This is a genomic window from Paenibacillus donghaensis (assembly GCF_002192415.1).
Lineage (GTDB): Bacteria > Bacillota > Bacilli > Paenibacillales > Paenibacillaceae > Paenibacillus_AQ > Paenibacillus_AQ donghaensis.
Map to the genome: position 1 here is coordinate 5,038,672 of NZ_CP021780.1, position 14,615 is coordinate 5,053,286.

The following is a 14,615-nucleotide window of genomic DNA, read 5'->3' on the forward strand; positions in this document are numbered from 1 at the left end:
CCCACCCTCTTCTGCGCATACCAGGAGTAAACAATCCTTCTCTAATATTAGAGATAATAATGAAATCATGCAATAACAAGGGCAACTATGAAAATAGCTACCCTTGCCATTTTCTTCATGTTACTTGCTCTTCGCGGCATACCAGGCCGTAAACTGTTTTTGATACTCCTCCATGTATTTGTCGATACCCGCCTCTTTCAACTTCTTTAAAGCATTCGGGAAATGCTCCTCATAACTTACGAAACCTGACCCGATCGGGTTAATCAATTCTGTTTCAACCGCACTGATCTTAGCAGCTTCTGTTTTAACCGGCTCTACGTTAAATACAAACCCGATATCTTTCTTCAGGATCGATCCATCGTTCCAATGTTTATAGGACTCTATAAATTCATCAGGAACGTCTTTGCTAAACCGCATAAAGTTAACATTCATTAGCATCCAATCATCAAATAAAGGATCAGTACTAATACGCTCTACTCTTCCATTCTCGTCTGTGGAGTAATCCTTATCCTTAACCCCATAGGTAAACAGATCATATAATTCCTGATTTTTTTGAAGCAGGTTAAAGAACATGACGTATCGTTCAGGATTTTTAGCGTTTGCCGATACGAAGTAGGCCGTACTATAAGTTCCCCGGCTAATTAGCGGACGGTCTCCTCTTCCCATAAAATAATTTGCAAGCTTTGCGGTTGGCACCGCTTTAACTATACTTTGGTAGTTTTCAATCGGCATCAGAGCATTTCCGGCTTTCCACATGGCTTTACCCGCTTGCCAATCCGCCATCAACTGATTAGGATTTGTCGGCGCATATTTGGGGATGATCCCCTTCTGATACCATCGATGCATAATATCACTGTAAGCTTTGTACTCAGGAGACTCGTACCAGCTCCACAGCTTATCGTCATTTGCGGAAGCATCAGAGACAACCCGCGTATCCAGCCACATCAAATTTTTGTCAGAATACGTATAGCTGAGGGCATACTGCAGACCTGTTTCAGCAAAGCCGATCATCTCCGGATGCTTCACAATAACTAACTCATAGAACTTTTCCAAATCATCTAATGAAGTAATATCTTTCATACCAACTTCTTCAAGCAAATCCTGTCTGACAAGTATGGAATAAAATTCACCGGCATTGGGCTTGTTGCCCACCGGAATTGCATACTGTTTGCCCTCTAATTTAAAGGCGTCAAAAGACAAAGATTCCACGTTGTTCTTTAGGTCGGGAGCATATTGATCAACATACGGAGTCAAATCCGTATAGAATCCCTTAGCCACTTTTTTGCTTATCATAGCTATATCTGTGTAAGAGGCAAAATCTTCACCGGAGGCAAGCATCATGTCCGTTTTGCCTGTTCCATATTCACTCCAAGGCAGATACTCCAGTTCCAATTCAGCATTAAGCTCTTTTTTGACGAGTTCCTTAACTTCGTTTGCGAGAAAATCACTCATTCTACCCGATTCCTCACCGTAGTACACAATTTTCAATTTAGCGGGATCCTTCGGCACACCTGGAGCAAGATCCGATACTTCCTCTATAGAAACGTTACTGTTATTCTTACCGGTACAGGCTGTTAGCGCAACGATCATCGCAACGAGTAAAACAAATGCACATATTTTTTTTAACATAAGTAGCTAATCTCCCCTCATATAATTAATATTTTTAATGCTCTTCCTCTTTTCTTACATGCTGCAAAGTTACTCCATTACCCTTTCACAGATCCAATCAATATGCCTTTCACAAAATACTTCTGCAAAAATGGGAAAAGCAGCACAATTGGACCTATAGTCAAACAGGTCATCGCCATTTTCGCCGTTTCTAAAGGTGGTACGAGATTAGCGTTTGTCAGCATACTCTTATCCGAGCTGGTGGCTAAATACGCAATGTTTGATAACATGTTGTAAATCATGTATTGGAGCGTATATAAATCTTTATCACTTGTAAGCATGAGCGGAAGGTAAAAATCATTCCAGTATTGGACCGCATAGAATAAACTAATGGTCACAAGACTTACCTTCGATAGAGGTACCATGATTGTTAAAAAGATCCTAAAATATCCTGCACCATCGATTTGCGCAGATTCAGTGATTTCTGCTGGAATCGACTTGAAATAGTTCCGCTGTAAGTACATGAAGAACACATTCATTAAATAAGGAACAAATAATCCGGTCAGTGTATCGTTCAGATGATAGTACTTGGTGGTCAAGATATACCAGGGCAACATGCCCCCGTTAAACAAGATAGTAAAGTATGCGAAGAAAGCCAGTCTGTTGCCGTTTTTAAAATGATTAACCGATATTGCATAGGCATAGCAGGTGGTGACGGCTACTGAAATTATAGTTCCTACAAGAGTAACGAAAATGGTGACACCGTATGCCTTTGCAATAACTCCTAGCTTATCCGACAATATAAAACGATAGGTTTCCAGGGTTGGATCCCTTGGCCATAAAGAAAAACCATTCATGGCGATAGCTGTCTCGCTTGAAAACGATGCAGATATAGCAAGTACAATCGGCAGTAAGCATACAATTGCAAGTGCAAATAACAAAAATTTCATTAATGATAGTACAACTCTATCCCTGAACGTTTCGCTCATCATGCAGCCCTCCTAAAAAAGTTTGCTATCCTTGTCGTACCACCCGGCAATTTTGTTAGCTCCTAGTATTAAAAGAAGTCCAACTACAGACTGGTAAAGTGAAATGGCGGATGAAAAAGCGAATTCACCTGTTTTAACAGCAGTTCTATAGACAAATACATCGATAATATCCGTGACCGGAAGCAGAAGGGGATTGAGATAAGTTAACCCCATAATCATGCTGAGGTCACCTTTCAACATGTTCCCGACCGCAAGCAGAAACAACATAATTATCGTTGGTTTTAACAGCGGTATCGTTATTTTGAATATTTGCTGCATCCTGCTTGCTCCATCGATTTTAGCGGCTTCATATATAGAATTATCAAATCCTGTTAATATTGCATAATAAATAATAGAGTTATACCCCATCCCTTTCCATATACTAGCGATCACCAATATAGGAATCCAAAGATATGGATTCGAATACCAATCAATCGGGTTGAGGCCAATTTGCTCGAATATTTGGTTAAACAAGCCATTTTTATAATCCAGCATCGCGAAAAGTACTGAACCTATAACCACCCAAGAAATAAAAAATGGTATGAACAAGGCACTCTGTGTCACCTTAATAGTTAATTTACTACGGATCTCGTTTAGCATGATAGCAACGGCAATTGCTGCAACGGTCGTAAACACAAAAAACAGAATATTAAGCATAACAGTGTTGCGAGTCGCTCTTATCGCCAAATCCAGACTAGAATAAAAAAACTTGAAGTTATCGAATCCAGCCCATGGACTCCCAAAAATTCCATCTTTAAAATTGTAATTTTTAAAAACCAGAATGAGTCCAGACATTGGGAAGTACGAAAACAAAAGCAAAAAAAGTACACCTGGCAATGCTAAAATATATAGTGGTCCGTATTTAGTAATATCCCCTTTCATTTTTTTCCAAATCGTTGGTTTCATAGACATCAGGCCTCTACTCACAGATTTTTCCACGTTGGTTTCTTCCACCATGACTTCCCCCCTTTGAACTATATGGTAGTTGTAGCAATCATGTTAAGTAAGCGCTACCACGACTTCTGACATGTTCAATATACAGATGAGAGATACTGAAATAAACAATAAGTATTTATGATGGCTTAAAAAACATAGGATCGGCATTAAATAAAGTATAAAGATCCCGAAAGATTTGATTGATTTGTTCTTTATATAAGAAAATTCTCGACAATGATATCTAAATTCCCAAGTATACGGAGATCAATTCCCGAGTGTTCCTGAAAGTACAAACAATTTATAAACATATGTTATGTAGAATGAGCATCGTAAAAGAGAATGAATCATGAGTTCCCACGACTAACGGAGCTAAATCTATCTATTAGAAATAGAACTTTATACATGAACATGGTAATAAAAGGAGGAGTCGATAGATGGAAACTATCGCTTTTTTAGCAAAACGGCTGTTCGGTACTCTCGCTCTATCTGTTTTGATCATGACTGTGTCAATTATGACTATCATTTCTTACTTCTGGATTATTTGCTTTATACTAAAATTGGAACAAGTCGTTGATAAATTAGGATAAGCTTTGAAGACATTTAATATTTCACAAACACTTTCCAAACAATAAAGATACAACTTCACGGCATTATTAAGGCAACAAATAGTTCACTGTCATTAACTTAATATGAGACAACACATTGAGGCCGCAATTTAAATTTCGTTCCACCTGATGACAGTGGACATTTGAAATCTTAAATCATTTAACAGGAGGAGATTACAATGATCTCAACACTAAAGAAGGCTGTCACTTTTGGATTTGGTGTAGTATCCGTATCCCGTGAAAAAACAAAGGACTGGATTGATGAACATCAGTTCATGACCAAAGGTGAACAAGAAAAAGCTGCGTTTAAAGGAGTGGTGGACGGAAAAATCCAAAAGGGACTTCATATGTTTAACGTTCCGTCTAAGGCTGAATACATCAGTTTAGAAAGAAGGATTAAAGAACTGGAGAAAGAAAAATCACACGTTTAACAATGATAGATACGTTTAAAAGAGGAGTCCATTGGGGACTCCTCTTTTTTATTGCTTCTGGTCACAGAGTTTGCTTCAGTTTTTTATTCCTGAGTGAATGGAGTTATTAATATTTCTCAAACACTTCATAAGCAACTCTTTAATAATTCATCGATAAGATAGAATCATCAAATGAAGCAAAGCTGATTATAAATTTTGACGTATTAGTCATAATTTCAAGGAGGAACATATGGAAGCTATACGAGCAACCGGTTTATGCAAGCGGTATGGTACAAAAAATGTAGTAGATAATCTAGACATTGTTGTTCCCAAGGGAGCCATCTATGGCTTCATTGGCCGGAACGGATCCGGAAAGTCTACCACACAGAAGATGGTTTGTGGTTTAATTCAACCCTCTGCGGGTGAAATCCAACTATTCGGAAAGCCTGTACTTGATACACAGGTACGCAGCAAGATTGGAACGTTAATTGAGCAGCCCGGAGTATATCCGAACATGTCGGCATATGAGAATCTTGTCCTGCAGGGACTCAGCATTGGAGTCCATCATCCCAGAAAGAAAGCTGTAGAAAGTCTGGAACTCGTAGGACTTGGCAAGTCGGCGAGAAAAAAAGCGAAAAATTTGTCTCTTGGCATGAAGCAGAGGCTCGGTATCGCAATCGCTATGCTTGGCCAACCGGAATTATTAGTCCTTGATGAACCGATAAATGGTCTTGATCCGGAAGGGATCATGGATCTGAGACAGGTCATTGCCAGATTGAATCAAGAATTGGGTATAACGATCTTCATTAGTTCGCATATTCTTGGTGAGCTTAGTAAAATCGCAACACATTACGGCATTATCAAAGAAGGAAAGCTCATCCAACAGATCTCCTCCCAGGAGTTAGCTGATAACCGCCGCGATTTCCTGTATGTTAAAGTGCCAAATAACAGAGAAGCAGCGGCACTGATTATGGAACAGCTACACCCGGAAGAATGTACGATTAGCCCGAATGATGAAATACACATATTTGGTTTGAAGGATACCGCTGCTGTTAACAAGCTACTCTCCATAAACGGCTTCTCGGTACAGGAAATCTTTCTTCATCAGCAAGACCTGGAAGAATATTTTCTTAACCTGATGGGGGGCGATTGTAGTGCGTAATATTATGAGGATGGATCTGCACAGGCTTTTACATTCAAAGGTGTTGTATGTCTCCCTAGCCTTCCTATTAATTATGGCCGTTTCACAGGTAATCAGCGGAGGCGATAACGTTAGTATAGAACTCCTTCTCGGCGCTTCTGGTTCTTCTGGAGAAGAAGACTTCCTCAATGCATCCATGGGTACCGGTGTGATTTTTATTCTGTTAGGTATTATCTTAACGCTATTCGTGTGTCGAGACTATTCCAGCGGTTTTGCAAAGAATATTTTCACAGCTCATGCCAACCCATGGGACTATATCGGCGGAAAAATGCTTTCCATGATGGTAACAAGTGCGCTGATGCTTGTGCTTTATTCCATAGAAGCACTTCTCGCTCTTACAGTATCAGGAAATGGAATTATTTTAGCAGGCGGCGTTACCGGTTTGATTTTATTCATTGTTCAAAAATGGATCGTATCCTGCGCATTCATTGCCCTTATTCTGCTGATCAACCTGCTTACACGCAGCACCACGGTTGGCATTATTGCCGGATTTTTAGTGGCAACTGGTGGTCTGACCATGGGTATTACTCTCTTTGCAGACAATTTCAATTTAGACTTCCTTTCCTCTCTTCTCTCGTTCACGATTTCCGGCTCATCCCAACTCCCCACACTCACCTTCAGTGGGATAGTATTTCTGCAAGTGTTGCTTACTAGCATTGTATGGATGGCAGCATGCTGTGTTCTAAGCAAGAAAGTGCTGATGACGAAGGACGTGTAAGAGGAGTATATGTAAGATCGCCATCTTGAATGAAGAAAAACTCAACTAAAATATACGAGAAGGAGCCTGCCGTATGAGTGAAGTACAGAAACTAGAAAAGAGTTTTTGGGGATTTGAGTACAAAAATATAATTGCCCGTTGGAGTATGGCAGCTTTATGGAGTGATGGATACGAGACTTTCGGCTGGAAGCTGGAAAAAAGTGAACCCGCAATTGAAAAGCATATATGGGGGCCTCTACGTCTTATGATGGCACCTCTCGCGATCTTCCCTGGCAGCCCTTTTGCAAAAATGGTCCTTGACCACAAATCCGAAAACAAGGTCGAACTGAAGTTCAAGCGTGATAGAGCTATTCTCAATAAAAGCGAGCTGAATCAATTGCAGTCACGATTTGAATTCTCTGCATTAGAGATCGACAAACTTGAGAAGTCCAAGCGTATCAACTCTACTGCTGTAGCTTACCTTGTTGGTCTAATCGGTACAGTGTTCATGGCTACCTCGGTGTTCAGCTATCTGGAAAGTATGATTCCGCTTAGCATTCTGATGGCAATTCCCGGGTTTGCCGGATGGTTTCTCTCCTATTTCATTCGCAAGGCTGTAAAGGGTAGGACTACAAAGAAAGTTACACCGCTGATTGAGAACCAGTACGACATTATCTATGAAACATGCAAAAAGGCAAATACACTTATTCATGCCGAAAAGCATTAAAATACTTCAACTGTAAGATGGTCTTGTTAAATAAGGAGGATTCATCATTACTATGGCTACAAAAAACGAAACCAGCTTCATTGGATATGATTACCAAAATGTCATTGTAAAATGCAGTATGGAGTCGGTCTATACGGATGGGTATACCATTTTTGGCTGGGTGTTGGAGGAAACTTCGAATACAATTAGTAACCTTGGTTCGGTAATAATGAAGTTCAAGCGCGATTGCAATATTCGTAATAAAGACGAGCTGATCCAACTTCAACGCCAGTTTGAGGTCTGCATGTCGGAAATCGAAACAATGGAAAGTTCCAAAGCTACCGGCGCTGTCGTTGGCGCCTATCTTATGAGTGTTATTGGCACAGTTTCACTAGCTGGATCTGTGTTTACTTATCGAGTTGAAGTGCTACCTCTTTCATTAATCCTCAGTGTTTCCGGTTTGGCCTGCTGGATTATCCCTATTTTTCACTATTGGGGTAACCGCAAGAGGAAAATGAACAGGTTGGTGCCTCTTATTAATCAGAAATATGACGAAATCTTTTGGACATTCGATAAGGCCAACGCTCTACTGACAGAATAATTTATTGCATAATAATCCAAAAATCACAATATAATGAAAGAAGGTAGGGAAATGAAAACTATTATCATCGTTGCAATTATTGTTGTGGTTGTTGTTGTAATTATAGGTGCTGTCATTAAAAACAAGCGTAAATAATATCAACGAAACAGAAAGGAGGTGATATATATTAAGAAATTACTTGATCGTTACTTGATCGTTACCTGATAGATTATCAAGATCGAAGTACCGTAACTAACGTCGTATCACATATAATCAATTCTTTAATCGGCATCGCCATGTTAATCCTTGGTGTTTATCTCCTTTCTGGGAGGTTCATTATAACGAGTTGTATTACTTAATCCTATGAGTCGTAAGAGATCAGGTTTACTTCTCAAATCTATCTTAGAGAAGTGAGCTATCAGAGGAGGGAACCCACGGAAAATGATGTTAAAATGATCAAGGAATCCTACTGCTGTGTCTACTCGATTTGTTTATTTATCTTAAGTACATATTAATGTGCTTTGAATGAAATTGAGTAGGAGGTGGCGACAAACCCGCTCACACCACCGCATATACGGGTTCGTATACGGCGGTTCCAAAGAACAATTTTTTTAGCCCTTTCGCTCCCCAACAGGAGGTTGGAAGGGTATTATTTAGGTTCCGGGACATTTCCCACACGTCTCTTCGTGAGTTTCCCATCAGGAAACAGGCCCCATTCGAGAACGCCGAGCACTAGTGGTTGCATTCATCCGCATAGCTTACGAATCGACCCTCACCTGGTCATACCCTTCGAAAGCACTGGTTTCCACTCCCCTTTCAGATCAGCCCTTCCGTAGGCTATTGCAACAGTTTACTTACTATGGTTTCAGCTGACACCTGCCAGTTCAGTATAGCCTCCCGTCTACGGTTACAGGTTTTTTCTTACTTATCTGGAATACTGCCCCAGATAAGTAAGTCATCTTTCCTCCGTGCCACCCAAGTTTACAGCTACAGCTCTTGGCATTTTGGATTTTGCTATGTATCCTGCATTCCCGCGAAATTATAACGAGGATAGAGGAGAAACCTTGAAACGACGCGGTTTTTCCTCAATAATACTGCATTTATTCCCGTAAAGTATCTGGATGGTCTATGGGCCGGAACATGAAGGACGCCCTTGTAATGGATGCATTTATGCAGGCTTACGGCAGGGAACGTCCGAAAGAAGGTCTTATCGTGGCAACTTTCAGACATTACTACGTTTACATGGAGCAATATCAAGTGTCAGTAGGAAAGGTAATCCATATGATAATGCCTTAATGGAATCATTTTATAGAACAATAAAAAGGAGCTCGTTCAGGATGCTCATTTCGAAACACCTGAGCAAGCTCAGCAAGAAATCTTTAAATATATTGAATTATATTACAATACCAAGAGAATGCATTCCTCTCTGGGGTATCTTTCCCCTGCCCAATTTAAGGAGTTGAATTCATAAAATTCACTTAACTTTGTGTCTAGTTTTTCTTTTCTTGACAATTCCAAATCTATGACACCAATCAAAGCTTATGGTTGGTGTCATTTTTTAGGTTTACCATCCTTCCTTGCCAAGAAATACCACAGGATAAGTCAGCACTCTTTCAAGTTGGGGCAAAGCTTGAACCCTTATCTGATTTCATTACAAAAGTAGCATTCGCTTTTTTATCCATACCTCATTTTCATGAGGAGCATATAGGGTTTACCAAGTTCCGCATGATACATAATTGCGAAAGCCTTAGGAGCCACCTTTAAACCGGGAGTTCGCTATCCATTCGCATGGTTTTCCAGTCCGCCCTTGCTTGACTACTTACCCTTTTGGTCGAAGCGTTTCAGCCTATTTCGCTTCCTCCAGCGTAACGATTCCTACGGTGATTCACTTTACGTTCTCCATAGCTTTCTTACCCTAGCAGTTACCCCAGTTTTAGGCTACTCGGATTTCCACATTGTCTTGTGAGCTTTATATCATGCGACTTCTTGTCGAACTTGGAAACCACGATCACTATGAAAAAGTGGTTTGACCTCTGGATATGTCTTGTGTGCTATATCAAAAGTTCTTAAAACAAGTTCATTGTTGTTGGAATGTCCAAGTACAACCGAAACAATACTTTTAGTCTTCGATTTCCTACACCATGGTCTCCGTAGTGCTTTTATTTTTTTATTTAGTTTCATTTATTCTACTCCTCCTAGAAATTATTAGTTTCTTGGATTAAGAATTACTTCAAGCACAGCTGCACGGTCCTTTTGTGCGTAACCACCAGTTGTAGCTTTTTCAAAAAGCTTTTTCATTTCCTCTAAGACTTCTGTTGGCATTCCTTTTGACTTTACAATATCAATTAATGTAGTTAATCCACTTACATAGCTTTCAATAGAACCAACTATTTCATTGTAATCATGAGTAATCATCTTAGGCAATACATAAGCTGCAGAAGGTACCATCATATTTATAATTGGTTCATATACTTCTGGTGCAAGTCCTAACTTTTGAGCCACAGCAGTAGAATATCCAACATTTATCATTGAAATCATAGATCCAACTAGCGCAACAGACTCTATCTTTGTTGCGTCTCCAATTTCACCTACACGTTGTGCTCCTCCACTAAAGCTTGACAAAGTTTCCACCCAAAATTTTTCGTCCTCTGCATTACATCCCACAACAAATGTGCCAGTTGCTGTACGTAATGCATTTGCATAAGCTTGCATACTCATTTCAGCAAATTGTCCACCATGCTGTGCAACAACCACTGCAATTTCTATAATCTCATCTACTGTACTTGATGCAGCGCTGATAATTTTTTTGTTGTTTACAACTGCCAAAGTTTCTTCGTTCAAAAGTAAGTTTTTTACAGCTACACCATCAAGCAATACTATAATAGTTGCATCAGCTTCGCTTATTGCCTGTGCAGCTGTAAACACTGCTTTAGCACCTTTTTCCACAAGTGGTTTTGTTCTTTCAGGTGTTCTGTTATAAACAATAAGTTGGTGTCCTGCATTTATAATAGCCTCACCCATAGCACTTCCCATAAGCCCTGTTCCTAAAATCGCAATTTTCATATAATTAATTCTCCCACTATAAATATATTTTTTATTCTACTGAGTATAAGCCTTAGGCTCAAATGTAATTTATACATAGAGGTATTATCCTCTATTTACAAAAGATTGTTGATATCTAATCTTTTTATAAAAATATTATTTATTGACAGCTCCGTATAAGAAAAAGTTTTCAAATAACTCAGCAGCTCCTGCTGATGCAATTCTACCTCTATTTTCGCCATCAATCATTCCACAAATTAGTGCAACAAAAATTTCACTTAGGGTAGAAACACTGATTTCAATTTTAAAAGTTCCTTGCTTTTGTCCCTTTAAAAAAAAGTTGTCCAGCGCCTTAAAATAAAATGACCAGTTCTCTATTCCATCATCACAGGTTGCTCCACACATAAAACGTAAAAATTCCTTATTTTCATAATGAATCAGAATGATTTGTTTTAACCCTTCTCTATAATCTGTGATTTCAGAATCTAATACTAAGAGAATATTATCAATAACATCATTAGCTTTCTTATTTAACATTACTTCAAGATTTCCTCTTGTTCCACAAAAGCGATGTAAGGTTGCCTTACTTATGCCAGAAGCTTCTGCTAATTCTTTAATTGTACTTCTTGGGCTATTAACAATAGCAATAGCAAGCAGCTTTAGCAATTCATCTTCATTGTAACTTAATCCCATTTTGTATTCTCCTTTCTTTAATAGTATTCAATTCAAGATATTATATCTTTAGATGATACTATTTTGTCTCATCTAATAATAGGATACCGCATCAACTCACATGAGTCAATAATGTATCAAAGATTGTTTTATTCATAAGAGTGGGTTTTGTCGGTTTAGTTGGCCGCACCCCTTATAAAGTATTTATATAATACATTTTTTGTGATTGAGCATTTTGCATTAATCTAAGCCCTTGGTACACAAAGAGATTTTGAGCATAAAAAAGGACTTCACCCCAACTTGGAGAAGTTTTTTGGTAACGACACCAAAACACTCAAGAGGAGGAAGTCCCCTTTGTATATTCTCCAAGAAAGTCTATTTTCCTTTGAGGAGCTTCAAAAAATCGAATCAAAAGAGCGATTGCCCATCTTTTTCAGCGCACTGGACCTGCGACCTTACGCGAGACAATTGAGAAATCCTTCACCCCGAGGAGCGGACGGGCACTGCCGTCAAGGCATTCTTCGCGCATTACTCGCGGCTCCCTTAGAGAACATCGATACGTTCACCGGCCTAGCGCGCAGACTGGAGTTTGACCTTCGTTTCCGTTACCAATGTGGACTTCGGCTGGACATCCCCGCCCCTTCAATTTCCACGTTAAGCCGGGTTTTTGCCGAGTTGACTCGCAAAAGCCTTGCCAAGCAGTTGTTTGAGGATCTTGTGGCTCAGTGCCAAGAAGCTGGAATCATCGACGGCACTCATGTCGCCATCGACAGCGCAGCCATTCACGCCTACGAGAAAAAAGAACCCAAGCGAAAAAGCGAGCTCACTGGCCATGCCAACTGGGGTGCAAAGTTCGACACCTTCGGCAACAAAGTCAAGTGGTTTGGCTATAAGCTGCATCTGGCCGTCGATGCCAAGAGTGAACTTCCTATGGTGCTCCAGGTGACTCCTGCCCATGTGAACGACGGAGACGAAGGGCCTGCACTCATGACGATTGTCGCTGCAAAATCCAAAGTGAAATTCTTCATGCTGGATGCGGGCTACGACCAAATGAAAAACTACGAGGCGGCCCGGAACGTCAAGGCGCAAGCCATTATTCCGCTGAATCCACGAAATGAAAAGGAACCGCCAGCGGGGATCACCCGCAAAGGCACGCCTTGTTGTTCGATGGGATTTCCTATGACGTATTGGGGACAGGAAAAGGTACATTTGAAATTTCGTTGTCCACATGCGACAGGTCAAGTGGATTGTCCTTTGGGTATGGTCACTTGTTCGTCGTCCAATTATGGAATGGTGGTTAAAATCAACAGTCAAACGGATCTCCGGCGTTACGCGTTGCCGCATCGGGAAAGCCGAGGCTGGAAGGAACTTTACAATAAACGAACCAGTGTAGAACGCTGCAACTCTCGAATGAAGACCTATTTAACTGCAGACCAGCTTCACGTCTGGGGGATTCAAAAAGTGACAACACACCAATATTTGAATGCGATTGTGTTACTTGCCTCTGCACTTGCCATCGTCAAGCAACGAGTCCAAAACGCCGCTTGAAATTTCAAATTCATTGAAATTCTGCCCGTCTGTCCATTTATCGCTCCGCTCTCACAACACTGAGATTTCGCTGTGGCCTAACCATGGACTCTCAATCGAAATATGAATTATGCAAAATGCTCGATTTTAAATAAAACTGTAAATTATTTTATGAGTTTTAAAGATTTCTTTATAGAAAACGTCCAATTTTTCAACAGCTTGTCCAACTGGTTCTGGCTTGTCGTATAAATTATAGTGACTTACATTCAAGAATGAATAAATCCTTTTTCTTTGACCGTATACAGGGGCAAACTGCGGGTTTCACCCAACCCCAGCGTGTACCCCGGAGATTCAATAAAATTCCCGACATATCAAGCTTGAATATATCCATACTGTCGATTTCGGCAAGGTTGTTCCCTTCGAGAAGCGGATGATGTTGTCGCCTTTCTTAAGATTGACTTTCGCCGTGGAGGCTCCCCAACGATTCGAGCCGGAATAGACGATGTTCAAATTTGCGCCGGAACTGCCGTTGACCGAAAAGAAATGGGAGGCATCCGCCGCATTGGGTGAGCCGTTGGCATTGCGCACGGACAGCGCATAAAATCCCGCCTCCGGCACGTTTACTGTATACTGGGCATAATCATTGGCGTTCTTGATGTTTACGATCTTCATCCCGCCAGAAGCGATGCTTTCTCGCCAAACACCGGGAGAAGTTTCGCCACTCGGATCTTTCACCAGCAATTTGGTATGTGAATTAACGCTTGAATAAGTATAACTACCTAACACTATCCACCTATAATAGATTGTAAAATAAATTGAATTCACTTTTTAGTTCGCGTTACAATAAGAAAAATAGGTTGTGAAGCACACGCCGCTTTTAATGCTCCACCCATCCGTGTTTTTTTCAAGGAGGGGTTGTGTATTAAGGCAGCTTTTTTGCGGAGAAAATTAATATTCAGTTGAGCGTTCAAGGAGGAGCATGGGATGCCGCGATTTAAGCAGCAGTACGAGGAATAGTTAGTTAGTAATCTGGAGAATGAGTGCAACCACAGGAGAAAGGAGTTACTCAGCAAAGGATTAGGCCATGGAACAGTTGAGTTCCTTCGCACGGTATGGTTCCCGGCAATCGGAAATTTGGATCATCTGTTTCCGGAGTGGGAGGTACGAGATTTCAATAACGGCTACCGTTATCTGGATTTGGCTTATATCCTAAATTCCCGGTCAAATTATAACGAGGTAGGCGAAGGAACTCCCAGCGCATCGTAAAGTTCAATCTGGCGTTTAGTGATCTCACCGAATTGCAGCTCATGCCCCGGGCGTTCATAACACTCAATCACATCGAGTTCATCGAGCAGCCCCTGCATCGTATAGCGCTGGAATAGTTGTTTCTGCACATCCGAAATATTTCCCGGCAACTTGCGGTAGTAAACGGACAGATTGGACTGTTCGCCAAAGAGAAGGGCCAGATTCATTTGCGGAAGCGGATCGTGTTCTTTGTTCTTTCCGTATTTCACCTGTTTCAAGCCTTCCGATTAGCTGGATAGAGTGGTCGTATCGTAAGCCCAATATCCCGTTCTTCTTGTTTTATAGATAGATAAGCGGC

General features: G+C 40.6%; 14 protein-coding genes and 3 pseudogenes. 9 read left to right on the forward strand and 8 right to left on the reverse strand.

Annotation, left to right across the window (positions count from 1 at the left end; genetic code table 11):
* Positions 1-120 precede the first annotated feature (120 nt).
* The 3 genes from B9T62_RS23115 to B9T62_RS23125 all read right to left on the reverse strand — a co-directional run bounded on the left by B9T62_RS23115 (position 121) and on the right by B9T62_RS23125 (position 3,593).
* Positions 121-1,629 carry a DUF3502 domain-containing protein gene (locus tag B9T62_RS23115; RefSeq protein ID WP_087917450.1) on the reverse strand — a complete coding sequence of 503 codons (1,509 nt, stop codon included), beginning with the start codon at positions 1,627-1,629 and terminating at the stop codon, positions 121-123.
* Positions 1,630-1,706: 77 nt separating this feature from the next.
* Positions 1,707-2,600 (reverse strand): carbohydrate ABC transporter permease, encoded by an 894-nt coding sequence (locus B9T62_RS23120; RefSeq protein WP_087917451.1) that lies wholly within the window; start codon positions 2,598-2,600, stop codon positions 1,707-1,709.
* A gap of 9 nt (positions 2,601-2,609) precedes the next feature.
* Positions 2,610-3,593: an ABC transporter permease gene (locus tag B9T62_RS23125; protein WP_087917452.1), complete on the reverse strand. Its 984-nt coding sequence runs from the start codon at positions 3,591-3,593 to the stop codon at positions 2,610-2,612.
* A gap of 413 nt (positions 3,594-4,006) precedes the next feature.
* On the opposite strand from B9T62_RS23125, the gene B9T62_RS39395 reads away from it, so the two are divergent.
* The 7 genes and pseudogenes from B9T62_RS39395 to B9T62_RS40840 form a co-directional block, all read left to right on the forward strand.
* The gene (locus B9T62_RS39395; protein WP_157793979.1) at positions 4,007-4,159 is read left to right on the forward strand and encodes a hypothetical protein; all 153 of its coding nucleotides are present in this window, start codon (positions 4,007-4,009) and stop codon (positions 4,157-4,159) included.
* 197 nt (positions 4,160-4,356) lie between these two features.
* Positions 4,357-4,608, forward strand: coding sequence for a hypothetical protein (locus tag B9T62_RS23130; protein ID WP_087917453.1), 252 nt, complete (start codon positions 4,357-4,359; stop codon positions 4,606-4,608).
* Positions 4,609-4,837: 229 nt separating this feature from the next.
* Positions 4,838-5,749, forward strand: a complete 912-nt coding sequence (locus tag B9T62_RS23135; protein ID WP_087917454.1) for an ATP-binding cassette domain-containing protein — start codon at positions 4,838-4,840, stop codon at positions 5,747-5,749.
* Entirely contained in the window at positions 5,742-6,506 is a 765-nt protein-coding gene (locus tag B9T62_RS23140; RefSeq protein WP_087917455.1) for a hypothetical protein, read from the forward strand. The genes B9T62_RS23135 and B9T62_RS23140 overlap by 8 nt, the downstream gene beginning before the upstream one ends.
* Positions 6,507-6,579: 73 nt before the next feature.
* The gene (locus tag B9T62_RS23145; protein WP_087917456.1) at positions 6,580-7,212 is read left to right on the forward strand and encodes a hypothetical protein; all 633 of its coding nucleotides are present in this window, start codon (positions 6,580-6,582) and stop codon (positions 7,210-7,212) included.
* Positions 7,213-7,264: 52 nt separating this feature from the next.
* On the forward strand, positions 7,265-7,792 hold the full coding sequence (locus B9T62_RS23150) for a hypothetical protein (protein WP_245864006.1): 528 nt from the start codon (positions 7,265-7,267) through the stop codon (positions 7,790-7,792).
* A gap of 1,077 nt (positions 7,793-8,869) precedes the next feature.
* Positions 8,870-9,242: pseudogene (locus B9T62_RS40840) on the forward strand (transposase); the annotation flags it as partial.
* A gap of 503 nt (positions 9,243-9,745) precedes the next feature.
* Here the strand turns inward: B9T62_RS40840 and B9T62_RS23160 are convergent.
* From B9T62_RS23160 to B9T62_RS23170, 3 genes are all read right to left on the reverse strand, one after another.
* A complete protein-coding gene (locus B9T62_RS23160) occupies positions 9,746-9,952 on the reverse strand; it encodes a hypothetical protein (protein WP_087917458.1) in 207 nt (68 codons plus the stop codon).
* Positions 9,953-9,976: 24 nt separating this feature from the next.
* Positions 9,977-10,858 (reverse strand): NAD(P)-dependent oxidoreductase, encoded by an 882-nt coding sequence (locus B9T62_RS23165; protein ID WP_342746199.1) that lies wholly within the window; start codon positions 10,856-10,858, stop codon positions 9,977-9,979.
* A 111-nt stretch (positions 10,859-10,969) separates the two neighbouring features.
* Complete coding sequence (locus B9T62_RS23170; protein ID WP_087917460.1) at positions 10,970-11,506, reverse strand: transcriptional regulator NfxB; 537 nt, start codon at positions 11,504-11,506, stop codon at positions 10,970-10,972.
* 333 nt (positions 11,507-11,839) lie between these two features.
* Between B9T62_RS23170 and B9T62_RS23175 the strand changes: the two genes are divergently transcribed.
* A complete protein-coding gene (locus B9T62_RS23175) occupies positions 11,840-13,033 on the forward strand; it encodes a transposase (protein WP_076114670.1) in 1,194 nt (397 codons plus the stop codon).
* A gap of 330 nt (positions 13,034-13,363) precedes the next feature.
* Here the strand turns inward: B9T62_RS23175 and B9T62_RS23180 are convergent, their stop codons facing one another.
* Positions 13,364-13,684 (reverse strand): carbohydrate-binding protein, encoded by a 321-nt coding sequence (locus B9T62_RS23180; RefSeq protein WP_157793980.1) that lies wholly within the window; start codon positions 13,682-13,684, stop codon positions 13,364-13,366.
* Positions 13,685-14,041: 357 nt separating this feature from the next.
* Between B9T62_RS23180 and B9T62_RS40845 the strand changes: the two are divergent.
* Positions 14,042-14,221: pseudogene (locus B9T62_RS40845) on the forward strand (transcriptional regulator); the annotation flags it as partial.
* Between the two features lie 128 nt (positions 14,222-14,349).
* Here B9T62_RS40845 and B9T62_RS41860 read toward each other — a convergent pair.
* Positions 14,350-14,580 (reverse strand): annotated as a pseudogene (locus B9T62_RS41860) (IS1634 family transposase); the annotation flags it as partial.
* Positions 14,581-14,615: the final 35 nt, after the last annotated feature.